Below are 26,109 nucleotides of genomic sequence, written 5' to 3'. Positions count from 1 at the left end.
TTCGACATTACTACAGCCGTAGTGAGACGGGTAATGTGAGACCCATGCCCGTAAGCACCACCGGCCCTTCCCGCGCCGACCTCGTCGCCGACACCGCCCTCGCACTCCTCGCCGAGCGCGGGATGCGGGGCCTCACCCACCGGGCGGTCGACGAGACGGCCGGACTCCCCCAGGGCTCCACCTCGAACCTCGCGCGGACCCGGCAGGCCCTGCTGGAACTGGCGGTGCGGCGCCTGGCCGACCGCGAGGCCCGGGTCCTGGCCCTGCACGAGATGCCGGACCCTCGGTCCGGGACCGACTCCCTCGCGGGCGCCCTGGCCCTGGCGACCCACCGCGCCCTGACGAACAACCGCGCCCTCACGCTCGCCCGCTACGAACTGGCCCTGGAGGCGACCCGCCGCCCCGAGCTGCGGGCCTACTTCGACGCGACGGGCGCCCGCTTCCGTGACCAGCTCACCGCCCTGGTCACGGAGATGGGTTCGACGGACCCGGCCCGGCACACGCTGTCGCTGATCGCCTGGGCTGACGGGCTCATGTTCAGCTGCGTCGCCGGGTCGTTCGGTTCCGGGACGCCGAGCCTGGAGGAAGTACGGGCCGGGCTGCGGGAGCTGCTCTCGGGGATGCTCGGCGGCTGAAAACCCCTGGGCAGTCCCGGCGAGTTGGGACAGGATGCGGGCATGACCATCGAGCGCACCGAACCCGCCACCGACGCCGCCGAACGCGCCATGCTGGAAGGCTGGCTCGACTACCACCGGCAGACCCTCGCGTGGAAGTGCGAGGGCCTGAGCGACGAGCAGCTCAGGACCGCCTCCGTGGAGCCCTCCGAACTGTCCCTGATGGGGCTGGTGCGGCACATGGCGGATGTGGAGCGCGGCTGGTTCCGCAAGATACTGACGAACGAGGACGTGCCGCCGATCTACTACAGCGACGAAGACCGGGACGGCGAGTTCCACCTGACCGAGGCGGACACCTATCAGGAGGCGTATGCCACCTGGCAGGCCGAGATCGAGACCGCTCGGAACAACGCCGCCCGCTTCTCCCTGGACGACCTCTCCGAGGGCAAACACCGCCGCACCGGCGAGCAGTTCAACCTGCGGTGGCTCTACACCCACATGATCGAGGAGTACGCGCGGCACAACGGACACGCCGACCTGATCCGTGAGCGCCTCGACGGCTCGACCGGCGACTGACGTCACCCACGACCCGCCGGCGACCTCCGTACGGGGCGGGACATCACCCGTGCGGGGCATCCTCCGCCCGTCCGCTGTCCCACCGGGGGCCGGACGCACCAGAGTTGCGCGGGTGCATCGAACGACGACCACAGCGACGCTCCTGGTGACCGTGGCGGTCTCGGCCCTCTCCGGCTGTGTGACGGTCCAGGATCCCCCCGTTCCCGGGCCGCCGGCGGCACCGACCCGGCCGCCGGCACCCCGGCCGGAGGAGCAGGTCGTGCAGGCACCGGCCCGGGAGGCCCTGGAACTCATCGAGGGGTCCCGCCGCCCGGAGCCGGCCGCGTCCGCGTCCCGGCACGCCACGCCCCCGGCGGCCTCGCCGCAGGAGGAGCAGCGGCGATCCGGCACCCGCGACGCCCGCCCGCACCCCGCCCGCCCTGAACACCGGCCACCGGCCCCGCGCAGCCCACAGCGGCCACCCGCCGACCTGCCCGACGTCTCGGAATCGGTACGGCAGGACGTCCACAAGAACGTCCCGAAGAACGCGGACGTGTGCGCGCTGGGCAGGCGCTACGGCGGGTGGCGGCCGGACAGCCCCGAGGCGACGATCTGCAGCGACACGTACCGGCGTTGAACGGCGCGCCGGGCAGGATCCCGGCGCTACGGCCGCTGCCTCGGCGGTGTCCATGCCCCTCCGCCGCCTTCTCCCAGCCGGGACTCCAGCCGTTGGATGGCGGCCCACACGCCGTCGCCGTAACTGTCGTCGGCGAGGGCGGCGGCAGTTCCCCTGGCCCGTCGCAGATGGGTGCGGGCCGCGTCGCACTGGCCGAGCTTGAGGTAGTCGTCGGCGAGGTTCAGGTGCAGGGAGGGGTAGAACGCGCGCACCGCGAGAACGCCTTCGGGCGAGGCGGGCCGGCCGTCCTCGGAGATCTCCTCCGCCGCCGTCAACGCACGCAGGTCCCAGGCCAGTTCGTCCCCGGGGTCGTCCTGTGTGTCGGCCAGGTAGTGCGCGAGGGTGCAGCGGTGCAGGGGGTCGCCGTGCTCCCCGATCTCCGCCCACAGGTCCAGGAACCGGTGCCGGGCCTCCTCCCGGTCCCCCGCGTGGTGCAGCATGACGACCTGCCCGATCCGCGTCAGCACGGTATCCGGCGCCGTCTGCTCCTGTCGCTCCATCGCCACGCCTCCGCGCACTCGCCGGCTGATCCTCCGACGCTAACCGGAGAGGGAGGCGATCCGGCTCAGGCCGGTCCGTACGCACGGGGCCTTCCGGGAGGAAGACCCCGCCGTCCGCCGTCCGTCCTCAGCCCAGGTTCGGGATCGTCCAGTCGATCGGCTCGTGGCCCTGTGCCGCCACCGCCGCGTCGATCTGCGTGAACGGGCGCGAGCCGAAGAACTTCTTCGCCGACAGCGGCGACGGATGCGCGCCCTTGACCACCACATGCCGCGACTCGTCGATCAGCGGGAGCTTCTTCTGCGCGTAGTTCCCCCAGAGCACGAACACCGCCGGGTCGGGCCGTCCCGCGACCGCGCGGATCACGGCGTCGGTGAACCTCTCCCAGCCTCGGCCCTTGTGCGAGTTGGCCTCGCCGCCCCGGACCGTGAGCACCGCGTTGAGCAGCAGGACGCCCTGCTCGGCCCACGGCATCAGATAGCCGTTGTCCGGGATCGGCGCGCCCAGTTCCTCGTGCATCTCCTTGTAGATGTTCCGCAGGGACGGCGGGGTCCGCACACCGGGCCGGACCGAGAAGCACAGCCCGTGCCCCTGGCCCTCGCCGTGGTACGGGTCCTGACCGAGGATCAGGACCTTCACCTTCTCGTACGGCGTGGCCTCCAGCGCGGCGAAGACCTCCTCGCGCGGCGGATACACGGGACCCTTCGCCCGCTCCTCCTCGACGAACTCCGTCAGCTCCTTGAAATAGGGCTGCCGCAGTTCGTCGCCCAGAACCCCGCGCCAGGACTCGGGCAGCATGGCGGTGTCGGTCACGTCAACGTCCTCACGATGTGCGGTCACTTCCAGGCCTCAGAACCTACAGGCGACCACTGACAACGTGCCGGGGAACGCCCGGTGTGCCGACCCGCCTACCAGGCGGTCTTGCGGTGCAGCTCCCACAACATCATGATCGTCGACGGGTCCAGGGCCCGTTCCGCGCCCGAGACGTCCCGGCTGGCGGCCACGTACTGCCTGCCCTGCCACAGCGGCAGCAGTCGCGCGTCGTCCACCAGGATCCGCTGGGCCTCCTCGAACTCCTTCTCCACGTTCGCGCGGTCGCTCTCCCGGCGCGACCGGGGCAGCAGGTCGCCGGTGATCTCGGGGGCCGGGTAGGGCGTACCCAGGGCGTTCTGCTCGCCGACGAACGGCGCGATGAAGTTCTCGGCGTCCGGGAAGTCGGGGAACCAGCCACGCCCGAACACCGGGTACTCGCCCTTCTGGTAGCCCTCGACGTAGGTCTTCCAGGGGCGGCTCTTCAGGCTGATCGTGAAGAGGCCGGAGTCCTCGAGCTGGCGCTTCAGCTCCTTGAACTCCTCGGCGGTCTCGGAGCCGTAGCGGTCGCTCGTGTACCAGAAGGTGAGCGGGACCCGCTGGTTGATGCCGGCGCCGCTGAGGATCTCGCGGGCCTTGTCGACGTCGGGGTCGCCGTAGTCGTCGAAGAAGCCCGTGGTGTGGCCCGTGAGGCCCTTGGGGACCATGGAGTACAGCGGGTCGACGGTGTCCTTGTAGACCTTGTGGGTGATCGCCGCCCGGTCGACGACCTGCGCGATGGCCTGGCGCACGGGCTTGCGCTTGGCCCAGGAGTCCTTCGGGTTGAACACCAGGTAGTTGATGTCCGTGCCCGAGCCCTCGACGAGCTGGATCTCCTCCTCGTTGGAAGTCTTGCTCTGGAGGTCGACGACGTCGCCCGCGGCGAGACCGCGGTAGGTCACGTCGATCTGCTCGTCGCGCAGGGCCTTGACCATGGCGCCCGAGTCCTGGAAGTAGCGGATGGTCACCGCGTTGTTCCGGCGCTCCGCGTAGCCCTTGTAGCCGTCGTTGCGGACGAGGACGGCTTCCTTGCCGTCGCTGTACGAGTCGAGCGTGTAGGGCCCGGAGCCGACGGCGTCGCCGCTCTTGCGCAGGGAGCTCTCCGGATAGGCCTGCGGGGAGACGATCGACATGGCGGGGGTGGCGAGCACGAACGGGAAGGTGGCGTCGGGCTTGTTGAGGTGGAAGATCACCTCACGCTCGTTCGGCGCCTGGACCCGCTCGAGGCTGCCCAGCAGACCGGCGGGGCCGCCGTTGACGTTGATCTTGCGGATCCGGTCGAAGGAGTACTTGACCGCCTGGGCGTCCAGCGCGTCGCCGTTGGAGAACTTCAGGCCCTCGCGCAGCTCGCAGCGGTACACCTGGTTCGAGGAGTCGCTGAAGCCGCACTGCTCGGCGGCGTCCGGCTGGGGCTCGCTCGCGCCCGTCGGATAGCTCAGCAGCGTCTGGTAGATGTTGCGGAACAGCTCCCAGGAGCTGTCCCACGAGGCCGCGGGATCGAGGGTGCTGGGCGAACTGGTGGTGCCCACGACGATCGGCCCTTCGTCCTCCGGGGTGTCGGACGACAACACGCCACACCCGGCGAGAAGGGACGATATGGACGCGATGGCCGCCGCCTGCCGCAGGCGTCGGTTCCGGTTGAACACGCGCACGCTCCTCGATCTGCCATACCAAGGGTCGGCAGACCATACCGCAGTGCCCGGCCCGCTGCCCCTCCCCGGGGCATGACTCCTTGATCGATAAACCTTTGACGACGTTGTCATCGCCCTTTGCGAGGGTTTTACGTCGGCACGGGCGCCGCTCGCGTCCACGGGCGCCCGTGCCGAACCGCGTACGTCAGCCGGTGCCGGCGTTGAGGAAGATGCCGCCGTCCACGACGAGCGTCTGGCCGGTGACCCAGTCGGACTGCCCGGAGGTGAGGAACGCTGCCGCGCCGCCGATGTCGGAGGGCACGCCGAGGCGGCCGAGCGGGTAGGCCGCGGCGGCCTCCTCCTCCCGGCCCTCGTACAGGGCCTGCGCGAACTTGGTCTTCACGACGGCCGGGGCGATCGCGTTGACCCGCACCTTGGGCGCGTACTCGTGCGCGAGCTGCACCGTCAGGTTGATCATCGCCGCCTTGCTGATGCCGTACGCGCCGATGAACGGCGAGGGCGAGAGACCGGCGACCGAGGCGATGTTGACGATGGCGCCGCCGTTGTCCTTCTGCCAGGCGTGCCAGGTCTTCTGGGCGAAGCCGAGCGCGGAGACCACGTTGGTCTCGAAGACCTTGCGCGCGACGTTCAGGTCGAGGTCGGCGATCGGCCCGAACACCGGGTTCGTACCGGCGTTGTTGACCAGGAAGTCGACGCGGCCGAAGGCCTCCATCGTGCGCTCGACGGCGACGGCCTGGTGGGCCTCGTCGTGCGCCTTGCCCGCGACGTAGATCGCGCGGTCGGTGCCGAGCTGTTCGACGGCCTCCTTGAGGGAGTCCTCGTTGCGGCCGGTGACGCACACGCGGTCGCCGCGCGCGACGAGCGCCTCGGCGACGCCGTAGCCGATGCCGCGGCTGCCGCCCGTGACGAGGGCGACCTTGCCGGAGAGTTCCACGGAAGTCATGTCTGTCGTCCTCTAGTCGAGCGGTCCGCCGGCCACGTACAGCACCTGGCCGGAGACGAACCCGGCCGCCTCGCCCGTGAAGAAGGCGATGGCGTTGGCGATGTCGTCCGGCTCACCGACCCGGGCCACCGGGATCTGGGTGGCGGCGGCGGCCTTGAAGTCCTCGAAGCCCATGCCGACGCGGTCGGCGGTGGCCTTGGTCATCTCGGTGGCGATGAAGCCGGGGGCGACGGCGTTGGCGGTCACGCCGAACTTGCCGAGCTCCTTGGCGAGGGTCTTGGTGAAGCCCTGCAGACCCGCCTTGGCCGCGGAGTAGTTCACCTGGCCGCGGTTGCCCAGCGCCGAGGACGACGAGAGGTTAACGATCCGCCCGAATCCCGCGTCCACCATGTGCTTCTGACAGGCTTTGGACATCAGGAAGGCTCCGCGCAGGTGCACGTTCATGACGGTGTCCCAGTCGGAGACGCTCATCTTGAACAGCAGGTTGTCGCGCAGCACACCCGCGTTGTTGACCAGGATCGTCGGCGCCCCGAGCTCCTCGGCGACACGGGCGATCGCGGCCTCGACCTGGGCCTCGTCGGAGACGTCGGCGCCGACCGCGATGGCCTTGCCGCCCGCCGCGGTGATCTTCTCGACGGTGTCCTTGCAGGCGGCCTCGTCGAGGTCGATCACGGCGACCGCGCGGCCCTCGGCGGCCAGTCGTACGGCGGTGGCGGCACCGATACCGCGCGCGGCACCGGTGACTACGGCGACCCGCTGCTCAGTGGTGGACATGGCTGCTTCTCCTCAGGTGAGCGACCGCTTAGTACCTTCAGTGGGTGTGACGCTAGAAGCCCTGGCACGCGGTGTCAACGGCCACGGCCCGCGTGTGATCCATTACCTCACCAGCAGGTCCAGCAGGCGCTCCGTCTCCGCCGCCGGATCCGTGGTCAGCCCGGTGTGTACGGGCCCGGGCCGGACGATCGTCGAGCGGGGGGCGACGATCCAGCGGAAGCGGCGGCCGGGGTCGTCGCTCGCGGCCTGGCCGGCCGCGGGGCCGCCCGCGCAGATGTTCTCCACGGCGCGCAGCGCGGCCTGGACGCCGGCCACGTCCGCCCGGGGGTCGAGTGCCAGCAGCCGTGCCTCGTCGAGGTGGGTGCGCGCGCCGACGTAGGACTCGGCACGGCAGTAGACGAGGACCCCGGCGTTGATGCACTCGCCGCGTTCGACGCGCGGGACGACGCGCAGGACGGCGTACTCGTAGATCTGGCGGTCCCGCGTCCCGCCCCTGATGATGTGCCGGTCGCTCACTTGGTCCCCTGGATGCGGTCGTGGATGACGGCGGCCCGCGCGAGCAGCGGCCGCGCGTAGGCCTGCCTCAGGTCGTCCGGCGTGTCGAAGCCGGGCTCGTCGGCCAGCCAGGCGTCCGGGATCCGCGCGGTGACCTCGGCGAGCAGTTCCTCGGTGACCAGGGGCGCCAACTCGGCCGCGGCGGGGACGACATCGGGCGCGAAGGGCGCCAGGGCGTGGTCGGAGGCGTCGTACGGGCGGGCCGCCGAGGCCTGCGCGCCGGGCCAGTTGTGGTGCCAGATCATGGTCGCGCCGTGGTCGACGAGCCACAACTCGCCCCGCCACATCAGCAGGTTGGGGTTGCGCCAGGAGCGGTCGACGTTGTTGACGAGCGCGTCGAACCAGACGATCCGCCCGGCCTCCTCGGGGCTCACCCGGAAGGCGAGCGGGTCGAAGCCGAGCGCGCCGGAGAGGAAGTCCATGCCGAGGTTGGTGCCGCCGCTGGACCTGAGCAGGTTCTGCACCTCCTGGTCGGGCTCGCCGAGCCCCAGCTCCGGGTCGAGCTCGACCGTGACCAGTCGGGGCACCCGCAGCCCCAGCCGACGGGCGAGCTCCCCGCAGACCACCTCGGCGACGAGCGTCTTGCGGCCCTGCCCCGCGCCGCTGAACTTCAGGACGTACATCCCGTGGTCGTCGGCCTCCACGAGTCCCGGCAGCGAACCGCCCTCGCGCAGCGGCGCGATGAAACGGGTCGCGATCACTTCCTTGAGCATCGCCCCAGGTTACTGACGCAGACGGGGGCTCGGGCGACGGCCTCGCGGCGGCGGGCCGGAACCCGACAGCGAACCGACAGCTCCGCTTTACCCACGCCGTTCCGCGAACGAGTCAGGATCTCGACATTGTCTGAACAGCCGGTCCTCAAGGGCCGTACCTCTCCGCAGATCACGAATCCCCGGAAGGAACGTCAGCATGACCAGCGAATCAGTTCAGCCGATGTCCGGACCGAGCCGCCGTGCCGTCGTGGCGGCAGCTGGCGCGGCGGGACTCACCGTCGCGCTGACGGCGTGCGGGTCGGAGGACAAGGCATCCGGCTCGTCCACCGAACAGGGCGCCGGCGGCAGCGCTTCATCGCCCGAGGCGGGCGCCGGCGGCACGGCGCTCGCGAAGACCGCCGACATCCCCGAGGGAAGCGGCAAGATCTTCAAGGACGAGAAGGTCGTGGTCTCCCAGCCGACCGCGGGCGACTACAAGGCCTTCTCGACGATCTGCACCCACCGGGACTGTCCGATGGTGGACCTCAAGGACGACATCATCTCCTGCACCTGCCACGGCAGCCAGTTCTCCGTCCTCGACGGCAGTGTGAAGAAGGGTCCGGCCGTCGAACCGCTGGCGGCGAAGCAGGTGACCGTGAACGGCGACTCCATCACGCTCGCCTGACCCCACGCGGACGCCTCAGACACGCCAGCACCTCGTCCGTGGTCGCGACCGTGGCGACCAACGCGAGGGTGTGGCGGATCATCGCGGGGGTGTACTCGGACGGCACCCCCGCGATGGCGTCCGCCGGGACGACGGCGGTGTAGCCGCGGTTCACGGCGTCGAACACGGCATTGGGAACGGCCACGTTGGCCGATACGCCGGTGACGATCAGGGTGCGGCAGCCCAGGTTGCGCAGCAGCGGGTCGACATCGGTGCCCTGGAGGGGCGACAGTCCGTGCAGGCGTCGTACGACGAGGTCCTCCTCGGCGACCTCGATCGGGGCGGCGACCCGCACCGCCGGCGTGCCGGACAGCTGCTGGACGGGCAGGCGTGCGGCGGCCCGGAAGAGGCGGGCGTTGCGGTTGGCGCCGCGGCCGTCGGGGCGGCGCTCGGCGACGGCGTGCACGACCTGGACGCCACCTTCGTGGGCGGCGTCCACCAGGCGGGCGACCTTGGCGAGCACGCCGCCGGAGCGGGCCTCGGCGGCGAGTTCGGGCAGTGCGCTGTCCGCTCCGACGACGCCCTCCTGGCACTCGACGGTGAGGAGCACGGTGGTCCGCAGATCGAGGAGTTCGCTGAGCTCTTCGTACGAGGGCACGGTTCCCCCTGGGCGCCGGCGGCGGGTCGGGCGAGCGTAGCCACCGTTGCTAACGGACGGAAGAGCACTCATTCTTTTCTGACGTGATGTCAGAGGATCTCCTCTGACACGACGTGAGAAGAAGAAAGAGGGGGAGCATGACCGTCACGCAGCAGCGCAGGGGCCGGAAGATCATGATGACGCCGGGCGAGCTGGACGATTTCCTCACCACGCAGCGCACCTGCCGGGTCGCCACGATCTCGGCCGACGGCGCTCCGCACGTGAGCACGCTGTGGTTCGCCTGGGACGGCGCCTCGATGTGGCTGTACTCGGTCGTACGCAGCAAGCGGTGGACAGACCTCAGGCGCGACCCTCGGGTGGCGATCGTGGTCGACACCGGTGAGGAGTACGACGAGCTGCGCGGCGCCGAGCTGTCGGGCGCCGTCGAGTTCGTGGGCGAGATCCCGCGCACCGGCGAGCTGCGCGCCGAACTCGACGTCCCGGAGACGCTGTTCGCCCGGAAGAACTTCGGCCTTGAGGAGATGCCGCACGACGGCCGGCACGCCTGGGTGCGTCTGACACCGCAGAAGATCGTCTCCTGGGACTTCCGCAAGCTGGGGCCTGCCTGACAGATCGAGGAGCGCGGTAGCCCGCGCGGAGCGCTCAGGTGACGCTCTCCCCCGCCGCCCGCAGGGCCTCGACCGCGGCCCGGATCGACGGGCGGCGGTCGGCGTCCGCGCGCCAGACGACGTACACATGCCGCCGCACCCGCTGCCTGACCGGGACGGTCACGACGCCGTCGGGCACCGGGTGGCGGCCGAGCAGCGGGGCGATGCACACCCCGAGGCCGGCGGCGACCAGCCCGAGCTGCGTGTGGATCTCGGCGGCGCGATGGCCGACGATCGGCTCGATGCCCTTCGAGCGGAGCGTGAACATCAGCCACTCGTGGCAGAACTCGCCCTCGCCCCAGGTGATCCACTCGTCGTCGGCGAAGTCGGCGAGGTCCACCTCGTCCCGCCCGGCGAGCCGGTGGTCCACCGGCATGGCGACATCGGCGGGGTCGTCCAGGATCGGCGCCTTGACCAGGCCGTCGGGCAGCGCCATCGGCTTGTTGTACCAGTCGAGCACCACGGCGAGGTCGAGGTCGCCGCGCACGACTGAGGCGATTCCGTGCTCCGGCTCCAGCTCGCAGGAGCGCAGCCGGAGCGCGGGATGCCGCTCCCGCAGCGCGGACAGCGCGTGCGGGAACAGGCCGCGGGCGGCCGTCGGGAACGCCGACAGCCGCAGCTCGCCGACGACCTCCCCGCGCCGCGCCTCCAAGTCGGACCGGGCGAGTTCGACCTGGGACAGGATGCGCGCGGCGTGCTCGGCGAGCAGCCGGCCCGCGTCGGTGAGCCGCACGCCCCGGCCGTTCTTGGCGAGGAGTTGCTGGCCGACCTCCCGCTCCAGCTTGGCCATCTGCTGGGAGACGGCGGAGGTCGTGATGTGCAGTCCCGCGGCCGCGCCGCTGACCGAGCCGTGCCGCGCGAGGGCGTCGAGGGTGCGCAGGCGCTCCAGATTCAACACCTAAGCGATGCTACGCAATATCGGGTGCGAATTCTCGATTGTGCTACGCGGTTCCGCTCCAGCATCGTGGCGTCCATGACCACCGTCACCACCACACCCGGCCGGGCCACCGCGGCCTCGCCCGACCGGGCCCGGCGCCGCCTCGACTGGCGTCTCCGCTTCGCCGCGCTCTCCCTGATCTGGGGCTTCAGCTTCCTGCTCATCAAGGTGGGCACCGAGGGATACGCGCCGTTCCAGGTCACGCTCGGCCGGCTGGCCTTCGGTACGGCGGTGCTGGCCGCCGCGATGGCGGTGCGCCGCGAGCGGCTGCCGCGCGGGGCGCGCGCCTGGGGGCATCTGGCGGTCGCCGCGTTCCTGCTCAACGCCCTGCCGTTCTCGCTGTTCGCGTACGCCGAGCTGACCATCCCGTCCACCCTGGCGGGCATCTGCAACGCGACCTCGCCGCTGTGGGGCATGGCGCTGTCGCTGGTCGCCCTGTCGGAGGACCGCCCGACCCGGGTGCGGGTCGCGGGGCTGGGTCTCGGCTTCCTCGGGGTGCTCACGGTGCTGGGCGCCTGGCAGGGCTTCCACGGCCTGGACGCCACCGGCACGGCACTGGCCCTGCTGGCCTCCCTCAGCTACCCGATCGGCTGGATCTACGTCCGCCGCACACTGGCCGGCACGAGCCAGTCGCACCTGTCGATGACCGGCGCGCAGTTGCTGCTCGCGACGCTCCAGCTGGCCGTCGTCACCCCGATATTCACGACCCTGCCAACCCGTGCGCCGGTCGTGCCGCTGCTGGCGATCGCCGCCCTGGGCGCCCTGGGCACCGGCCTCGCCATGCTCCTCCAGTACGGCCTGGTCGCCGAGGTCGGCCCGACGACCGCGCAGATGGTCACGTACCTCGTCCCGGTCATCGCCACGGCCGCGGGCGTCGCACTCCTCGGCGAATCGCTCACCTGGTCGACACCGGTCGGCGCGGTGATCGTACTGACGGGTGCGGCCCTCACCCAGGTCCGGCCGAAGCCCCGGACCCGGCCGAGGCCTCAGACGTAACTCCGCGCCGGGGCCGGGCCGAGGGCCGAGGCGATCGCGTCGGCCAGCATCTCGATCTCGCTCTTCCTCTGGCCCCCGTCCCCGTTCCCGTTCTCGTCGAGCGTCGAGACGGTGACCCGGATGCCGGGCGGTGCGCTCATCCGGAAGCGGGCGCCCGGGGCGACCGCCCAGCCGGCGTGCTGCAGCCGGGCGACGGCTCCGGTCTCGTCCGGCACGGGCACCCACACATTCATTCCGCTGCGCCCGTGTGCCGCGACACCCCGTCGGCCGAGCGCTTCGATCAGCGCGTCCCGGCGCCGCCCGTACGCCGCCGCCACCTCGCGCGTGTCCACCGCCCCGTCGGCCCACAGCCGTACCAGGGCCTGCTGCGTCAGCCGGCTCACCCAGCCCGGCCCGAGGCGCTGCCGGCCACGGACCCGGTCGACGGTGACGGCGTCGCCGGTGAGCAGGGCGAGGCGCAGATCGGGGCCGTAGGCCTTGGCGGCCGAGCGCACGAAGGCCCAGTGCCGGGTGGCGCCGGCGAGGGGGTGGAGGGGGAGGTCGACGATGCCGTGGCCATGGTCGTCCTCGATCAGCAGGGTCTCCGGGTGTTCCCGGAGCACGGACCGCAGGGCACGCGCGCGCTTGGCGCTCACCGCGGCGCCGGTCGGGTTCTGCGCCCGGTCCGTGACGATCAGGGCCCGCGCCCCGGCCTCCAGCGCCCGGCGCACGTCCTCGGCGTACGGACCGTCGTCGTCGACGCCGACGGGGACGGTCCTGAGCCCGAGCGCCGGTACGAGGTCGAGGGTGCGTCCCCAGCCGGGGTCCTCGACGGCGACGGTGTCGCCGGGCTTGAGGTGGGCCGCCAGCACGCGTTCGACGCCGTCGAGTGCCCCGGAGACCACCGCGAGCGGCCCGTCCGGCACCCCGTCGGCGTCGAGGCCGGCCCGCGCGATCCGGGCCAGCTCCGGCTCCACGGGGGCCTCGCCGTAGAGCACGGGGGCACGGTCGGCCTCGGCGGCCGCCGCCGCGAACGCGGCCGCGAGCGGCGGGAGCAACGCCGGGTCCGGATTGCCCGCCGCCATATCACGCACGCCTTCGGGGACGTCCACCCTGATCTGGTCCCGCCCGGTCGTGGCCGGCGCCGGCCGCACCCGGCTGCCGCGCCGACCGGCGGTCTCGATGACCCCGCGCTCACGCAGGGTCCGGTACGCGGCCGCGACCGTGTTGGGATTCACTCCCAACCGCTCCGCCAACTCCCGCATGGGCGGCAGCAGTTGCTCCGGCCGCAGCTCACCGGCCCCCACCGCCCGCTCGACGCTCGCGGAGATGTCCGCTGCGCGACGCCCACTGATCGGATACTCTCCTAGCACAAAGCTGATTATGCACTATTGCAATGGAGAGCACCAATGCAGGGGACCGCACAGACGCCGTCGCAGCCCGCCACCGCCTACGCCCCGACCGACCGCACCGTCCCCACACGCTCCCCCGACCGGGCCTCGTACGACAGGGAACTGGTGCACTCGATCCTGGACGAGGCCTACGTCTGCCACCTCGGGTTCGTCCGCGACGGCGCGCCGGTCGTGCTGCCCACGCTGTTCGCCCGGGTCGGCGAGCGCCTCTACGTACACGGCTCGACGGGCTCGCGCCCGCTGCGGGCGGCCGGCCAGACCGACCCGGGCCTCCCGGTCTGCCTGACCGTCACCCACGTAGACGGCCTGGTCCTGGCCCGCTCGGCCTTCCACCACTCGCTCAACTACCGCTCCGTGGTGGTGCACGGCGTCGCCCACGACGTGACGGACCCCGAGGAGAAGCGGCAGGCCCTGGACGCGCTGGTCGACCACGTCGTAGCGGGCCGCTCCGCCGACTCCCGCCCGGCCGACAAGAAGGAACTGGCCGCCACCGCCGTGCTCCGCCTGGACCTGGCCGAGGTCTCCGCCAAGCTCCGCACGGGCGGCGTGAACGACGATCCGGAGGACCTCGCCCTCCCCCACTGGGCAGGAGTCGTCCCGGTCCGGAAGACCTACGGCACACCGATCCCCGACCCGGACCTGTCCACCGACACCGAACTGCCCGACTACCTCAAGGCTCAGTGACCCCAGTCACCCGCCCCCCGGTGCGGTGCGCGGCAGCAGACACAGACTCGTGACGGCTGAAGGCCCTGACGGTCCTCCGGGACGGCCGCACCCCCGCCGCCGAGCAGATCGGCGCCCTACGCGGCCGTTCCGGGCGTGGACAGCTCCCTGTCCGGGCCGCCGCTGGCCACCGGCCGTTCGGAGCCCTTCGCGGGCGTCGAGGACTGTGCGATGAACGCGCCCACCAGCACGATGACGCCACCGGCGATCTGTGGCGCCGACAGATGCTCGCCGAGCAGGACCCAGGCCAGGACGGTCGCGATGACCGCTTCGAGACAGGCCACGACACCGGCGACCTGCGGCGAGAGCCGGCGCACGGAGACCACGCCGGTGACGTACGCGACGACCGTGGCGACCAGGACGATCCAGGCCAGCAGGACGACGGCGGCGACGGGTGCGCCGTCCATGCGCGCGGTGCCCGTGAGCACGGACCAGTCCATGGCCCAGGGCCGGGCGACGACGGTCAGCACGGCCGTGCCGACGAGCAGGCCGTAGGAGATGACCCCGAGCGGATCGGGCGCCTCGTCGCCGGCGTCACTGCCCTGGTCGGAGAGGACGAAGTAGCCGACCTGACAGCAGGCCGCGCCGAGCGCGAGCAGCAGCCCCAGGGCGTCGAAGCCGAGACCCGACCACACCTCGACGACGCACGCGAGTCCTCCGACCGCGAGGACGACACCGACCGCGGCGGCACGTGTCACGGGCCGCCGCTGCACGAACCGCACCCAGCCGAGCACGAGCGCGGGCGCCAGGTACTCGATGAGCAGCGCCACCCCGACGGGGATACGGGAGAGCGAGGCGAAGTAGAAGGCCTGGACACCGGCGACGGCCAGCAGCCCGAATCCGGCGAGGAGTCCGGGGCGGCGGCGCAGCAGCGCGCGGTGGCGTACGGCGAGCGGCAGCATCACCAGGGCGGCCCCGGTCACACGCAGCCACACCACGTGCAGCGGGTCAAGGCCCGCCTCGATCAGCGGCTTGGCCGCGACTCCGGATCCGCCGAAGGCGACCGCGGACAGCAGCGCGAGGCCGAGCCCCATGCCCCTGCCGCGCCTGCTCGGACTGCTCTCAGACGTACGCACCGGCACATGATGACAGGCCCTGACAGGAGCTTCACCCCTTATGGCACCTGTCTCACTGCCTGGACGGGGCGAACTGCCTGGACGGGGGCGAACACTCCGGGCCGGACCGGTCAGTGCGCGGGTTCGCCGCCCCCGGCCCACTCCCCGGGCCGGCCGGACCGGCCGTCGAGCCGGGCGAGCACCTCGCGCGGGTCGATCCCGGCACGTCCGAGCACCTCGACGGCGCGCGCCTGCGCGTCGACGACGATCGCCGCGAGCAGGTCGATGCCGCGGGCCGGTCCGCCGCGGCGTGCGGCGCGCTCGCGGGCGCACTCCATCGATGCCGCGGCCAGCGGCGAGAAGCCCGCGTTCTCCGTCACCACGGGGACGGCGCCGGAGTCCTCGACGCCGCTCTGCCAGCGCAGGCCGTAGCCGATGCTGCGCTGGACGAGATAGCCCAGCAGTCGCGCGATCCGCGGTCCGTCACCGAAGGCGGCACGCGCCTCGGGGTCGGACTCCAGCAGCGAGTGGAGCAGATGGGCCGTGTCGATCTGCCGGTCCCCGTCCCTGACCGCCCGGCGACGGGCACCACCGATCACCGACGCCAGCTCGTCACTGAGCCTGGCATCGTTCTCCGCGCGGTGGATGCCGTGCTCAGGGGCTGACTGCCGGGGGATACGGGGTTGCACATCCCCTACCCCATCAGTCCCGCGAGCCCGGGTCATCCCCGGCGGGGAGCATTCTCGCGTCCCACAGGAAGTGGACTTCGCCGGCCGGAATCTCCTCCTTACGGAGGACATCAGGCTGTTTTGCCCACAGACCCAGCATGTCTGACTGTTCGTCAGTATTGAACATTGCGACCACCACGGCTACGTTCCGCGACACCCGACACGAAGAGGTGGTCGCATGGCCGAAGTCAGCGCGGAGGCACGCATCGGGGCGCCGGCCGAGAAGGTGTGGGCCAGGCTCACGGACTGGTCCGCGTACGGCGAGTGGAACGCGACCCACACCAGCTTCCCGGCGGGCGGCCCCGAGAGCCTGGAAGTGGGCGCGACCTTCCGGGAGAACATGCGGCTGATGAACTTCCCGGCCGAGGTGGAGTGGACCGTCGAGGAACTCGAACCGGCCCGTGTGCTCGCCATCCGCGGCCAGGGCCCGATGGCCGTGACCGTCGCGACGCGCTACACCCTCGCTCCCGACGGCGACGCGACGACGGTCCGCATCGACGGCGAGTTCACGGGTGCGGCCGTGTCGTTGATGGCGGGCAAGCTCAGGGACTCGGCCACGGCGGCCCTGAACGAGTCGCTGCGCAAGCTGGACGGGCTGGTGGGCTGACACCCCCGACATGAAGAAGCGCCCCCCGGATCACTCCAGGGGGCGCCCGCGCCACAAGGGGCCGGCCCTCAGTCCTCGTCGGCGAGGATCAGGTAGAGCTTCTTGCGGGCTTCGTTGATGACGCCGAGCGCCTTCTCCTTCTGCTCCTTGCTGCCGGTCTTCCAGACCTGCCCGAAGGCCTCCATCAGTCCGAAGCCGGCCTGGCGGATCTCGCCGAGGGCCTCCCAGTCGACCCCGCGGGAGGCTTCCTCCCAGGGCGCCTCGGGTCCCTCTTCAGCCGCCGTGCGGCCCGCCTCGGTGAGCGCGAACAGCTTCTTGCCGCCCTCGGACTCGCTGATGATGAGGCCCTCGTCCTCCAGCATCTGAAGGGTGGGGTACACCGAACCCGGGCTGGGCTTCCACGCCCCGCCGCTGCGCTCGGCGATCTCCTGGATCATCTCGTAGCCGTGCATGGGCCGGTCCTTCAGCAGGGCGAGGATCGAGGCCCGCACGTCACCGCGCCGCGCCCTTCCCCTCGGCCCGCCGCGTCCTCGTCCGCCCCAGGGGCCGGGACCGAAGCCCGGACCACCGGGCCCTCCCCAGCCGGGACCACCGGAACCACCGGGCCCGAAAGGACCGAAGGCCGCACGCAGCCCGTCGAAACCGCCCCGGCCGTGACGCGGTCCGCCGTGGCCGTGCCCGTGCTCGTAACCGTGGGTACGCATCGCAACCACTCTCCATTCCATCGTTGATCTGTCGCGATGCCTCAACGATATATCGGTAGTGTTCTTATGGCAAGGCCCTGCCGGACCAGCGGATTGTCCCGTTGCGGCCTTCATCGCAGCCCTGCGGGACGCCGAGACGCGGGGGCGGCTTTTCAGCGGCGGACACTGGTCTGTGACGATCTGGAGTGGGAGCGCGGCAAGGCATGGGCGTTCGAACAGGCGATGGGTCTTGTCTGGTACTACGCCGAGAGCAATCCGGCGATGAGCACAATGGGGCGCCGGACGCTCGACCGCATTCTGGAGTCGATGGAGTGATGTCGCCCCGATCGCAGGCCGTGACAGAGATGACCGCTTGCCGCCCCGACCGGCGACAGCACCAACGGGAACAGACCGGCTGAGACGGGACAGGATCGACTGAGATCACATGACACGGAGAGCTGCAGCCCGTCTCGACGAACCAAGTCCACGCGTCTCACCCGATCCAGTCCGCGCAGGTCAGCGCAGCGCAGACTCACTTCAATGAGACAGGACACGGATTCAGCGGGCGTCGCGAATCCCGAGAATGTACGTGGCAGTCAGTGCGACGACGCGGTCCTCGTCCTGGGCCAGATCCGCGAGGGCACGGGACGCCGTGGGTCCCGGGATGTCCGCGAGCGCCTGGGTCAGCCGCCGACGCGCGGACGGTCCGGCGGCGCCGTGGGCGAGGCAGCCGACGAGCCTGGTGGCGATCCGGTCCGCCGCCGCGGGGTCACTCGCCAGCGCGCTCAGCGCATCGGCCGCGTCGACGTCGTTCGCCTCCTCGACGACCATGTCGACGAGCGTCGGGACCGCGTCGGCCACTCCACGTGCCCCGAGTTCCAGAGCCGCGTACCTGCGGACCACGATGTCGGGATGCGCGAGAGCGTCCTTCAGCAGTGCGGTCGCCTCACCGTTCGGCATCTCGACAAGGGACTGGACGGCACGTTTGCGGACGTCGGCCACGGGTGAGCCGAGGCCCTCGGCGAGCAGGGCCGATCCGCCCTCGCCCGAGTGCGCCAAAGCCCATCGAAGGGCTCCGGCGACATTCGGGTCCGTCTCGCTCAACGCTGCCTCGACCAGGGCCTCCACCGGCCACGGCACCTCTTCGACCGAGGACAGGGCAGCGCGCTGGCGCGTCCCGGCGCTCTTCGACCCCAACGCGTGGAGGAGTCCGACGATCTGGAGGACGTCCTCCCAGCCGGCGGGTTCCGCGGCACCGATCCGACGGAGTCGCGTGAGCAGCTCGGTCTCAGCCGCGATACGCTCCCGCGTCCGGTGGACGAGGTCGTCGACGAGCTCCGCGGGCCGGAAACCGGGATCGTCCAGAGCGCGCCCCACCTCACGCAGCGACAGCCCCAACGACCGCAGGCTCTCGATATGGAAGATCCGCCGGATGTCCTCGCTGGAGTACGCGCGATAGCCGGCGTCGGTACGGCCCGTCGGCCGCACCAGACCGAGCGACTCGTAGTGCCTGAGCATGCGGGCGCTGACCCCGGACCGTCGTGCCACCTCACCGATCAACACTGTTCTGTCATCCCTCCTGGCCGATCGCGCCAAGGGCGACGACGCGCTTCGCCTCCTCGATCGCGCACTCGAATCCGGCGTCCGGGTCGCGCCGCAGCCGTTCCGTGGCGATCGCGTGCTGACGCACTCGGGGGTCGGGATCCGTCATCGCGGCGCGCAGGGTCGGCATGACCGCCTCTCCGAGCGCGATCAACGCCCGGCTGAGGCTCGACTGCGTCTCCCGCTCGCCGCGTCCGAGCTGCGCCGCCAGCACTCCGGCCAGCCCGGCTTCTTCACCTTCGGGCACGAGGACGACCGCCGCTCGCCAGGCGCTCCGTGCCACCTCGTCGTCGGGGTCGGTCAGCAGCGCCCGGGTGATCGCCGGCCACGCTCGCCGATCCCCGATCTTGGACAGCGTGTGCAACGCCTGGCTTCGTGCCTGCGTACGCTCCGCGCGGAGTTCATCGATGAGCTTGGGGACCGTCATGGACGCTGAGTGGCGGGTGAGCGCCCATGTCAGCATTTCGCGCACATGGAACTCGGGCTCGATCGCGCATCGTTCGACGAGCTTGTCGACGGACCGGGGATCCGGGGTCGTGCCGACCGCCAGCGCTGCCCGCAGCCGGACCGACGAGCCGCTGTCCTCCAGCCCCTGGAGAGCGCGTATCGGGGTCGTGTCCTCGTTCGGCATGGTCATCGGAACCACCTCCTCGGCCACAGTGAAGACCTTGTCACTGTGGCAAGGTCAAGCGGAGCCACCCCGAGCGAGCCGGTGCGGGCCGAGCCGGCCGACCAGGCCGTGAAACGGGCCAGGACTCGTGAATTGGCCTTGGCCCACGGCCTCGACGGGCCTCTAGCGTCGGGGCATGCGGATTCGAATCGTCGATGCCTTCACCGACCGTCCCTTCACCGGCAACCCGGCCGGGGTCATGCTCCTGAACGACGCGGACGCCTTCCCGGACGACAGCCGGCTGCAGAACATCGCCCTGGAGGTCAACCACGCCGAGACGGCCTTCGCCCATCCCCTCCCCGAGGGCGGCGAGGCCGACTGGGCGCTGCGCTGGTTCACGCCGGCCGCCGAGGTCGCGATGTGCGGCCACGCGACCCTCGCCACCGCCCATGTCCTGCACACCACCGGCGCCCACGAGGGGCCGGTGCGGTTCGCGACCCGCAGTGGCGTCCTCGTCGCCACGCCCGCCGACGACGGCTCCGTCACCATGGACTTCCCGACGGCTCCGCTCACCCGGGTCGACCCGCCCCGCGGCCTCGCCGAGGCCCTGGGAGCCGAGCCTCTGACGGTCCTCGACACCGGCCCGAACGTCGGCGATCTGCTCGTCGAGCTCGCCGACGAGAAGACGGTGCACGGCCTCGGCCCCGACCTCAAGGCCCTCGCCACCCACTCCGAGCGCGGCGTCATCGCCACGGCGCGCGCGGAAGACCCGGCCGAGGGCTACGACTTCGTCTCGCGCTGCTTCTTCCCGAACGTCGGCATCGACGAGGACCCGGTGACCGGCAGCGCCCACACCGCGCTCGCCCCGTTCTGGTCCGAGCGTCTGGGCCGCCCGGGCCTCACGGGCCTCCAGGCCTCACGCCGCTCCGGCCGCGTCCGCACGGAACTGCGCGGCGAGCGCACCCTGCTGACGGGCAGGGCGGTCACCGTCATCGAGGGCGAGCTGCTGGCCTGAGACGACAGGGTGGTATGAAACGAGGGGCGTACGACACCGTCGTACGCCCGTCCGCCGGTCCTTCACGCCGTCGGGAGCCACCCGACCTTGCCCGCCAGCAGCGCGTACCCGACGAACGCCCCTATGTCGAGCAGCGAGTGGGCCACCACGAGGGGGCCGACACGGCCCCAGCGGCGGTACAGGTAGACGAAGACGACGCCCATGGCCAGGTTTCCGATGAAGCCGCCGATGCCCTGGTAGAGGTGGTACGAGCCGCGCAGCACCGAGCTGCCGACCAGCGCGGCCGTCGGGGTCCAGCCCAGTTGCCCGAGGCGGCGCAGCAGATAGCCGACGACGATCACTTCCTCCAGCACCGCGTTCTGGATCGCGGAGAGGATCAGCACCGGGTACTTCCACCAGACGCCGGGCAGCGCCTCCGGCACCACGGTGAGGTTGAAGCCGAGGCCGCGGGCCGCGAGGTAGAAGGCGATGCCGGTGCTGCCGATGACGGCCGCGATCGCCGCGCCGCGGCCGAGGTCGGGCCAGGGGCGGGTGCGGTCGAAGCCGATGGTGCGCAGACTCGCGCCCTCGCGCAGCAGGAAGTGCGCGACGAGCGCGACGGGCACGAGCGCCGTGGTGATCCCGAAGAGCTGCCAGGCGAGGTCGAGCCAGGGACGGCCGGGAGCGGCCGAGGCGTTCATCGTGGCCGCCTGGTCCTTGAGCCCGCCGGGCTTGGTGACCGAGCCGATGAAGCTGATCAGGGCGGAGACTCCGCTCGCCCCTAGCGAGAGCGCCAGCACGAGCAGGGTCTCGTTGCGCAGCATCCGCCGCGAGAGCCGCTGCTGGGGAATGGAATCGTCCGCCACCGGGCCCGCCTCCGCCTGCACTCCTGCCTCCACCTCACCGACCTGCCGGAAACGATCCGCCGGAAAGCGATCCGCCGGAAACGATCTGTCGGATCAGTATGAAGGCAGCAGGATGTCACCCCGGCGGCGCGTCAGCCCAGCGGCACCGGCTCCGGCAGGCCCACCGGCCAGGTGTGTACCGGATCCCCCTGGTGCATCAGCTCGCGGTAGCGCCGGGTGGTGGCGGCCAGCGCGGCCTCCCGGGTGTGGCCCGCGTCCAGCGCCTTGTGGAAGGTCGCGGCCTGCCAGCTCGCCCCGTTCACCCGGCGCCGGCACCGTTCCTCGATCACGCCCAGGTACAGGTCGCGGTCGGCCGGCTCTACACCCCACGCGTCCAGCCCGGCCTCGGCGAGCGGCAGCAGTTCGTCCCGTACGAGGCTCACCGCGTCGACCTGCGTGGTGCCGCCGTACCGGCCGCGCCGGGGCCAGGTGAAGCGGGCGTCGATGCCGTCCTTGCAGGCGGCGTCGAAGTTGGCGGCGGCCGCCTCGAACGGCAGCCGGGTCCACACCGGCCGGGGCTCCTCGGCGAGGGCGCGGACGACGCCGTAGAAGAACGCCGCGTTGGCGACGACGTCGGTGACGGTGGGCCCGGCGGGCAGGACGCGGTTCTCCACGCGCAGGTGGGGGACACCGTCGGCGATGCCGTAGACCGGGCGGTTCCAGCGGTAGATCGTGCCGTTGTGCAGGACGAGCTCGGCGAGCGAGGGGATGCCGCCTCGGTCGAGCACCTCGAGCGGGTCCTCGTCGTCGCAGATCGGCAGCAGGGCCGGGTAGTAGCGGAGGTTCTCCTCGAAGAGGTCGTACGCCGAGGTGACCCAGCGCTCGCCGAACCAGGTGCGCGGCCGGACGCCCTGGGCCTGGAGTTCGGGCGGGCGGGTGTCGGTGGACTGCTGGAACAGCGGGGGCCTCGACTCGCGCCACAGCTCGCGGCCGAACAGGAAGGGCGAGTTGGCGCCGACGGCGATCTGTGCGGCGGCGACCGCCTGGGCCGCGTTCCACACATCGGCGAACCGGCCCGGCGTGACCTGGAGGTGCAGTTGCACGGAGGTGCAGGCGGCTTCCGGCGCGATGGACTTCGAGGTGCAGGTGAGGTGCTCCACGCCGGCGATGTCGAGGGTGAACTCCTCACCTCGGGCGGCCACGATCTGGTCGTTGAGGAGGGTGTAGCGGTCGACGTCGGAGAGGTTCGACGACACCAGGTCGTCCCGGTCCAGGGTCGGCAGAATGCCGATCATCACGATTCCCGCGTCGACTTCCCCTGCTTTTCGGTCGGCATATGCCAGTGACGTACGGAGTTCCTCCCCGAGCCGGTCGAATACCCGGCCACCCAGGCGGTGTGGAGGAATGTTCACTTCCAGGTTGAACATGGCGAGTTCTGTTTGGAAGTCCCGACTCGCGATACGTTCCAGGACTTGCGCATTCAACATTTTCGGCATGCCGTCGGTGCCCGCGAGATTCAATTCGATCTCCAGCCCCATGAGATTCTTCGGGCGATCGAACCGCTTCTCCGCCAGGAGCCGCTCCAAGCCCGTCAGACACCGACGGAGCTTGTCGCGGTAGCGCTGGCGATCGGACAGGTCGAACCGCCCTGCCACGACCTTCTCCCCCATCGAAGCGTCCCTCCTCGGATGATGCGGGCCTCAAGATCCGGCCGCCGGGGTCACGGTCAGGTGGAGGATGCCCAGCGAAAGCGATCGATAACGTCCCGGACGGGTCCGCCGACCGCTACGCTGGTCGCGTGTGACCAGTGGCACATTCGCTCGGCATGTCGCACCGGACGGGTTTCGGTGTCCACTCGGTGTCCGCGAACTCGTGAAAAACGCCGACGAGAATGGGCCGACCGGTTCGCGGACATTCGCCGAGGTCATCACCTCACACCCCCGCCTGGAATCGGGATAATTCTCGCGTATCGCCGACCGAATGTACCCTTGTTCTACTCACCGGAAACGGCTAGGCGAAACCCAGTCTGATCCCGTGTCGTATAAACTCCGCGACAAGGCAGAAGCTTGGCGCCCACGGTCGATGGGTCCTGCCGTCGAGTCGGTGATCGGCGGACCCCACCCCCCTCTCGCTCATGAGACCCGGCCCTGCCTCTGTCGACCCTCGTGAGCAGACAGCGCCGTCCGCCCCCGCCCTCGTGCCACCGTGCCTTTGAATGAGAGGCGACCCACCATGCCGCTGCATGTCCCCCCGGCTCCCGCGCCCGCACTCCGTTCCGTCCTGACTGCGCTCTCCTCGCCGACCGCGGTCCGGGAGGCCCGAACTCCCTCCCTGCTCCGCGCCCAGGGACCCGTCGCAGCCGAGCTTCCGCTGCCCGTCCACGTTCTCGACCGGGTCACGGCCGAGGGGGTATCGGCCACCCGGCTGGCCGGGTGGCGCTTCCTGATCCGCTGCGGCGAGCGTGCCGTGGCCGCGGCGGAGACCATGCTGACCCCCGACGGCTGGGCCTTCTCCCACTTCTTCGAAGGCCCGTACATCACCTCCACCGAGCGTGCCCTGCGCCAGGCCGAGACGATGCCGCAGCCGTACCAGCCCCGCCTGCTGTCGGTGCCCAGCCTGTACATGCTGACGCTCTGGCTGCACGAGGACTGCGCCGCGGACGGTGCCACCGGCCACCCCGCCGCCACCGACCTGCTCGTCCCACTGGCGCCCGCGCCTCCCGGCATCGCGGCACATCGCCCGCACCGCGTCGACGAACTCCTCCCGGTGCTGACCAACCGGGCGACTCCCACGCGACTGCTCGGCTCACCCGCCTGAAACGCCACGCGTGAAGCCTTCCGCACCCCGTCGCCGAATTCCCGGCGACGGGGTGCGGGCTTTTTATCGCTCGTACGAGCACCTAATAGCTCGTACGAGCCGAAAAGACTCCCGGCCCAACCTGACTAGCCCTATCCGGCCACTGCGAACCACCCGAAGTGACAGCCCAGTTGGGATGAACCGTCCGCGCGGGTGACGCGTCCTGAATCTGTGAGAAGCGGTGCCGCGAAATCCCTGCGGAATGACGCCCGTGGGGCAACACTGGGTTCCGACGACTTATCACGGGGGGCGGCCATGAACGACACTTCTAGCCGCGGAACAGACACGACGACCGACTCAGACAACTCAGTCACCTCATCCATCACGACAGAGCGAAAGATCCCACCCATGTGCCAGCACCAGACACCATGCTCGTCAGCCGAATCCGCCGACCGGGAGTCCGCCCGTCTCGTGGCGCACCACCCGGAACAGGGGTGGAGCCTGCTGTGCAACGGCGTGGTGCTCTTCGAGGACACCGGTGAGCTTCTGCCGGACGGCCGGGTCATCGCCCCGCACCGTCCACTGGCCGGCAGCCAGGTCATGACGGCTGCCTGAGGGCCGCCGGGCGGGGTGACGTCCCGCCCGCAGACATGAGGGGCCGGCCGCAGGACACCCTGCGAACCGGCCCCGACGCATGTCCGGAGGTCGTCACTCCCCGTCACCCGCGGCGACTTCCCGTTCCTGGCTCGTACGCCTTCCCACGGATGCCCGCTTTCCGGAAGACTCCTGGAAGTTTCGCGGTCACCCGTCGACGGAGGTGGGGCAAGTGGCAGCACGTGAGGCCGACGCCGAGGGCAAGGTCACGATCACGGAGATCGCCCGGCAGGCCGGCGTGTCCGTGCCGACCGTGTCCCGGGTCGTCAACGGCCGGTCCGACGTGTCGCCGCAGACCCGGGCCCGGGTCGAGGAACTGCTGCGCCGGCACGGCTACCGCAAGCGCCCCGCGGCCCCGGGGACCCGTGCGGCCCTGCTCGACCTGGTCTTCAACGACCTCGACAGTCCCTGGGCCGTGGAGATCATCCGCGGGGTCGAGGAGGTCGCGCACGCGGCCGGGGTCGGCACGGTGGTGTCGGCCATCCACGGGCGCTCGGGCGACGCCCGCGAGTGGATGCGCAACCTCCGGGCCCGTGCGTCCGACGGCGTCATCCTCGTCACGTCGGCCCTGGAGCCGATGCTCCACGAGGAACTGCGGATCCTCGGCGTCCCGCTGGTCGTCGTCGACCCGGCGGGCTCCCCCGCCCTGGACGCGCCCACGATCGGCGCCGCGAACTGGTCGGGCGGCATGGCGGCCACCGAGCATCTGCTGTCCCTCGGCCACCGCCGGATCGGCCTGATCGCCGGCCCACCGCGCCTGCTGTGCTCCCGGGCCCGGCTGGACGGCTACCGAGCGGCCCTCGACGGCGCCGGTGTCGCGATGGACACGTCCCTCGTCGTCCCCGGCGACTTCCGCCCCGAGTCCGGCTTCACCGCCTGCAACACCCTGCTCGACCTGCCCGAGCCGCCGACCGCCGTGTTCGCGGCCAGCGACCAGATGGCACTCGGCGCGATCGAGGCACTGCGGCGGCGCGGGCTGCGGGTGCCGCAGGACATGAGCGTGGTCGGTTTCGACGACCTTCCGGAAGTCCGCTGGTCGGCTCCCCCACTGACCACGATCCGCCAGCCCCTCGCCGACATGGGCAAACTGGCCGCCCGCACGGCCCTCCGCCTGACCCGCGACGAACAGCCGGACTCCCCACGGGTGGAACTCGGAACGGACCTGGTGATCCGCGCCAGCACGATGCCTCCGGGCCAGTCCTGACCCGGGCCGGGCCCGACACCGGCCGAAGGGCACCGCCGTGCCTCCGACGTGCCGGACCGGGATCCGGCCCGGCCACCCGCCGGCCAAGCCGCTCCAGTCCCTCCCGGCGGGGCGAGCCTGACCGCCCACGAGCAAGGCCTGCCGCCAACAAGACGGCACCCCCCGCCTAGCCCCTTCGAACACCCCACCCCCGCACCAACCGGACAGCGGCACCGGCCCCCCGACCGCGAGTCCCCCACAACACCGCGCCGACCGACGCGGGAGCGCGGCCGGAACCGACGGGGGCGCTGCGTCCCGCACGACTGCCGCGGGCTGCCCCGCCGAGGCGACACCGGGCCCCCTTCGGCCAGGCGCCGTTGTGCCCCGACCGCTGACGCAGCCCGCCGACCTGGCATGCCGGGCATGCCGAAGCCCGCAAAGCCGCCCCCGCCGAGTCCCTGCCCACGGCGCACGGCCGTTCCAGCCCGAGCCCCTCCACGCACGGCCGTCCCAGACCGCGAGCCCCAC

Annotated in this window: 29 protein-coding genes and 1 pseudogene; 13 read left to right on the top strand and 17 right to left on the bottom strand. The window is 71.3% G+C overall.

The annotated features are described in order from the left end of the window. Positions 1-44: 44 nt before the first annotated feature. The 3 genes from ACZ58V_RS18110 (at position 45) to ACZ58V_RS18100 (ending at position 1,806) form a co-directional block, all read left to right on the top strand. Positions 45-635, top strand: a complete 591-nt coding sequence (locus ACZ58V_RS18110; RefSeq protein WP_471290770.1) for a TetR/AcrR family transcriptional regulator — start codon at positions 45-47, stop codon at positions 633-635. A 42-nt stretch (positions 636-677) separates the two neighbouring features. Next, complete coding sequence (locus tag ACZ58V_RS18105; RefSeq protein WP_468188385.1) at positions 678-1,190, top strand: DinB family protein; 513 nt, start codon at positions 678-680, stop codon at positions 1,188-1,190. 112 nt (positions 1,191-1,302) lie between these two features. After that, positions 1,303-1,806, top strand: a complete 504-nt coding sequence (locus tag ACZ58V_RS18100) for a hypothetical protein (RefSeq protein ID WP_468188383.1) — start codon at positions 1,303-1,305, stop codon at positions 1,804-1,806. 26 nt (positions 1,807-1,832) lie between these two features. Here the strand turns inward: ACZ58V_RS18100 and ACZ58V_RS18095 are convergent, their stop codons facing one another. From ACZ58V_RS18095 to ACZ58V_RS18065, 7 genes are all read right to left on the bottom strand, one after another. Continuing rightward, positions 1,833-2,345, bottom strand: a complete 513-nt coding sequence (locus tag ACZ58V_RS18095; protein ID WP_471290768.1) for a hypothetical protein — start codon at positions 2,343-2,345, stop codon at positions 1,833-1,835. A gap of 127 nt (positions 2,346-2,472) precedes the next feature. Beyond that, positions 2,473-3,156 carry a uracil-DNA glycosylase gene (locus tag ACZ58V_RS18090; RefSeq protein WP_471290766.1) on the bottom strand — a complete coding sequence of 228 codons (684 nt, stop codon included), beginning with the start codon at positions 3,154-3,156 and terminating at the stop codon, positions 2,473-2,475. A 95-nt stretch (positions 3,157-3,251) separates the two neighbouring features. Further along, positions 3,252-4,838, bottom strand: coding sequence for an ABC transporter substrate-binding protein (locus ACZ58V_RS18085; protein WP_471290764.1), 1,587 nt, complete (start codon positions 4,836-4,838; stop codon positions 3,252-3,254). 190 nt (positions 4,839-5,028) lie between these two features. After that, positions 5,029-5,787 carry an SDR family oxidoreductase gene (locus tag ACZ58V_RS18080; protein ID WP_189724523.1) on the bottom strand — a complete coding sequence of 253 codons (759 nt, stop codon included), beginning with the start codon at positions 5,785-5,787 and terminating at the stop codon, positions 5,029-5,031. A 12-nt stretch (positions 5,788-5,799) separates the two neighbouring features. Continuing rightward, on the bottom strand, positions 5,800-6,561 hold the full coding sequence (fabG, locus tag ACZ58V_RS18075; protein ID WP_189724524.1) for a 3-oxoacyl-ACP reductase FabG: 762 nt from the start codon (positions 6,559-6,561) through the stop codon (positions 5,800-5,802). A 102-nt stretch (positions 6,562-6,663) separates the two neighbouring features. Beyond that, positions 6,664-7,077: a DUF3037 domain-containing protein gene (locus tag ACZ58V_RS18070; protein ID WP_468188375.1), complete on the bottom strand. Its 414-nt coding sequence runs from the start codon at positions 7,075-7,077 to the stop codon at positions 6,664-6,666. Then, positions 7,074-7,829: a HipA family kinase gene (locus ACZ58V_RS18065; RefSeq protein ID WP_471290761.1), complete on the bottom strand. Its 756-nt coding sequence runs from the start codon at positions 7,827-7,829 to the stop codon at positions 7,074-7,076. Before ACZ58V_RS18065 ends, ACZ58V_RS18070 begins: the two co-directional genes overlap by 4 nt. Positions 7,830-8,025: 196 nt before the next feature. Here ACZ58V_RS18065 and ACZ58V_RS18060 point away from each other — a divergent pair, with 196 nt between their 5' ends. Then, the gene (locus ACZ58V_RS18060) at positions 8,026-8,493 is read left to right on the top strand and encodes a Rieske (2Fe-2S) protein (RefSeq protein WP_468188371.1); all 468 of its coding nucleotides are present in this window, start codon (positions 8,026-8,028) and stop codon (positions 8,491-8,493) included. Here ACZ58V_RS18060 and ACZ58V_RS18055 read toward each other — a convergent pair. Beyond that, positions 8,480-9,130, bottom strand: coding sequence for a cysteine hydrolase family protein (locus tag ACZ58V_RS18055; RefSeq protein ID WP_471290759.1), 651 nt, complete (start codon positions 9,128-9,130; stop codon positions 8,480-8,482). The two genes, ACZ58V_RS18060 and ACZ58V_RS18055, sit on opposite strands and share 14 nt — an antisense overlap. 137 nt (positions 9,131-9,267) lie before the next feature. On the opposite strand from ACZ58V_RS18055, the gene ACZ58V_RS18050 reads away from it, so the two are divergent. After that, on the top strand, positions 9,268-9,738 hold the full coding sequence (locus tag ACZ58V_RS18050) for a pyridoxamine 5'-phosphate oxidase family protein (protein WP_215122756.1): 471 nt from the start codon (positions 9,268-9,270) through the stop codon (positions 9,736-9,738). Positions 9,739-9,772: 34 nt separating this feature from the next. Here ACZ58V_RS18050 and ACZ58V_RS18045 read toward each other — a convergent pair whose 3' ends face one another. Next, on the bottom strand, positions 9,773-10,675 hold the full coding sequence (locus ACZ58V_RS18045; RefSeq protein ID WP_471290757.1) for a LysR family transcriptional regulator: 903 nt from the start codon (positions 10,673-10,675) through the stop codon (positions 9,773-9,775). A gap of 75 nt (positions 10,676-10,750) precedes the next feature. On the opposite strand from ACZ58V_RS18045, the gene ACZ58V_RS18040 reads away from it, so the two are divergent. Continuing rightward, a complete protein-coding gene (locus ACZ58V_RS18040; protein ID WP_468188365.1) occupies positions 10,751-11,710 on the top strand; it encodes a DMT family transporter in 960 nt (319 codons plus the stop codon). Here the strand turns inward: ACZ58V_RS18040 and ACZ58V_RS18035 are convergent. Continuing rightward, positions 11,701-13,062, bottom strand: a complete 1,362-nt coding sequence (locus ACZ58V_RS18035) for an aminotransferase class I/II-fold pyridoxal phosphate-dependent enzyme (RefSeq protein ID WP_468188363.1) — start codon at positions 13,060-13,062, stop codon at positions 11,701-11,703. The two genes, ACZ58V_RS18040 and ACZ58V_RS18035, sit on opposite strands and share 10 nt — an antisense overlap. Before the next feature lie 36 nt (positions 13,063-13,098). Here ACZ58V_RS18035 and ACZ58V_RS18030 point away from each other — a divergent pair, with 36 nt between their 5' ends. After that, positions 13,099-13,785 carry a pyridoxamine 5'-phosphate oxidase family protein gene (locus tag ACZ58V_RS18030; RefSeq protein WP_471290755.1) on the top strand — a complete coding sequence of 229 codons (687 nt, stop codon included), beginning with the start codon at positions 13,099-13,101 and terminating at the stop codon, positions 13,783-13,785. Positions 13,786-13,901: 116 nt separating this feature from the next. Here ACZ58V_RS18030 and ACZ58V_RS18025 read toward each other — a convergent pair whose 3' ends face one another. Both ACZ58V_RS18025 and ACZ58V_RS18020 read right to left on the bottom strand, forming a co-directional pair. Continuing rightward, the gene (locus ACZ58V_RS18025; RefSeq protein WP_471290753.1) at positions 13,902-14,906 is read right to left on the bottom strand and encodes an EamA family transporter; all 1,005 of its coding nucleotides are present in this window, start codon (positions 14,904-14,906) and stop codon (positions 13,902-13,904) included. A 104-nt stretch (positions 14,907-15,010) separates the two neighbouring features. After that, on the bottom strand, positions 15,011-15,568 hold the full coding sequence (locus ACZ58V_RS18020; protein WP_471290751.1) for a Clp protease N-terminal domain-containing protein: 558 nt from the start codon (positions 15,566-15,568) through the stop codon (positions 15,011-15,013). Positions 15,569-15,785: 217 nt separating this feature from the next. Between ACZ58V_RS18020 and ACZ58V_RS18015 the strand changes: the two genes are divergently transcribed. Next, complete coding sequence (locus ACZ58V_RS18015; RefSeq protein WP_468188355.1) at positions 15,786-16,214, top strand: type II toxin-antitoxin system Rv0910 family toxin; 429 nt, start codon at positions 15,786-15,788, stop codon at positions 16,212-16,214. Positions 16,215-16,282: 68 nt separating this feature from the next. Here the strand turns inward: ACZ58V_RS18015 and ACZ58V_RS18010 are convergent, their stop codons facing one another. Continuing rightward, positions 16,283-16,918, bottom strand: coding sequence for a PadR family transcriptional regulator (locus ACZ58V_RS18010; RefSeq protein WP_471290749.1), 636 nt, complete (start codon positions 16,916-16,918; stop codon positions 16,283-16,285). A gap of 156 nt (positions 16,919-17,074) precedes the next feature. Here ACZ58V_RS18010 and ACZ58V_RS18005 point away from each other — a divergent pair. Continuing rightward, positions 17,075-17,233, top strand: a pseudogene (locus ACZ58V_RS18005) (aminoglycoside phosphotransferase); the annotation flags it as partial. A gap of 222 nt (positions 17,234-17,455) precedes the next feature. Here the strand turns inward: ACZ58V_RS18005 and ACZ58V_RS18000 are convergent. Both ACZ58V_RS18000 and ACZ58V_RS17995 read right to left on the bottom strand, forming a co-directional pair. After that, positions 17,456-18,460, bottom strand: a complete 1,005-nt coding sequence (locus ACZ58V_RS18000; protein ID WP_471290747.1) for a HEAT repeat domain-containing protein — start codon at positions 18,458-18,460, stop codon at positions 17,456-17,458. Positions 18,461-18,467: 7 nt separating this feature from the next. Beyond that, positions 18,468-19,136: a HEAT repeat domain-containing protein gene (locus ACZ58V_RS17995; protein WP_471290745.1), complete on the bottom strand. Its 669-nt coding sequence runs from the start codon at positions 19,134-19,136 to the stop codon at positions 18,468-18,470. 169 nt (positions 19,137-19,305) lie between these two features. Here ACZ58V_RS17995 and ACZ58V_RS17990 point away from each other — a divergent pair, with 169 nt between their 5' ends. Beyond that, entirely contained in the window at positions 19,306-20,124 is an 819-nt protein-coding gene (locus ACZ58V_RS17990) for a PhzF family phenazine biosynthesis protein (RefSeq protein WP_471290743.1), read from the top strand. 62 nt (positions 20,125-20,186) lie between these two features. Here ACZ58V_RS17990 and ACZ58V_RS17985 read toward each other — a convergent pair whose 3' ends face one another. Both ACZ58V_RS17985 and ACZ58V_RS17980 read right to left on the bottom strand, forming a co-directional pair. Then, positions 20,187-20,990, bottom strand: coding sequence for a CPBP family intramembrane glutamic endopeptidase (locus tag ACZ58V_RS17985; RefSeq protein ID WP_468189538.1), 804 nt, complete (start codon positions 20,988-20,990; stop codon positions 20,187-20,189). Between the two features lie 110 nt (positions 20,991-21,100). After that, positions 21,101-22,618 carry a glutamate-cysteine ligase family protein gene (locus ACZ58V_RS17980; protein WP_468188344.1) on the bottom strand — a complete coding sequence of 506 codons (1,518 nt, stop codon included), beginning with the start codon at positions 22,616-22,618 and terminating at the stop codon, positions 21,101-21,103. 562 nt (positions 22,619-23,180) lie between these two features. Between ACZ58V_RS17980 and ACZ58V_RS17975 the strand changes: the two genes are divergently transcribed. The 3 genes from ACZ58V_RS17975 (at position 23,181) to ACZ58V_RS17965 (ending at position 25,602) form a co-directional block, all read left to right on the top strand. After that, positions 23,181-23,765 carry a hypothetical protein gene (locus ACZ58V_RS17975; RefSeq protein ID WP_468188342.1) on the top strand — a complete coding sequence of 195 codons (585 nt, stop codon included), beginning with the start codon at positions 23,181-23,183 and terminating at the stop codon, positions 23,763-23,765. Positions 23,766-24,152: 387 nt separating this feature from the next. Continuing rightward, complete coding sequence (locus ACZ58V_RS17970; protein WP_193482070.1) at positions 24,153-24,359, top strand: DUF5999 family protein; 207 nt, start codon at positions 24,153-24,155, stop codon at positions 24,357-24,359. A 211-nt stretch (positions 24,360-24,570) separates the two neighbouring features. Beyond that, positions 24,571-25,602 carry a LacI family DNA-binding transcriptional regulator gene (locus tag ACZ58V_RS17965; protein WP_468188340.1) on the top strand — a complete coding sequence of 344 codons (1,032 nt, stop codon included), beginning with the start codon at positions 24,571-24,573 and terminating at the stop codon, positions 25,600-25,602. Positions 25,603-26,109: the final 507 nt, after the last annotated feature.

The sequence above is a fragment of the Streptomyces sp. NPDC040589 genome (genome assembly GCF_055594445.1).
Note: the sequence above shows the minus strand (reverse complement) of the source record. Positions and strands in the feature narration are given on the sequence as shown.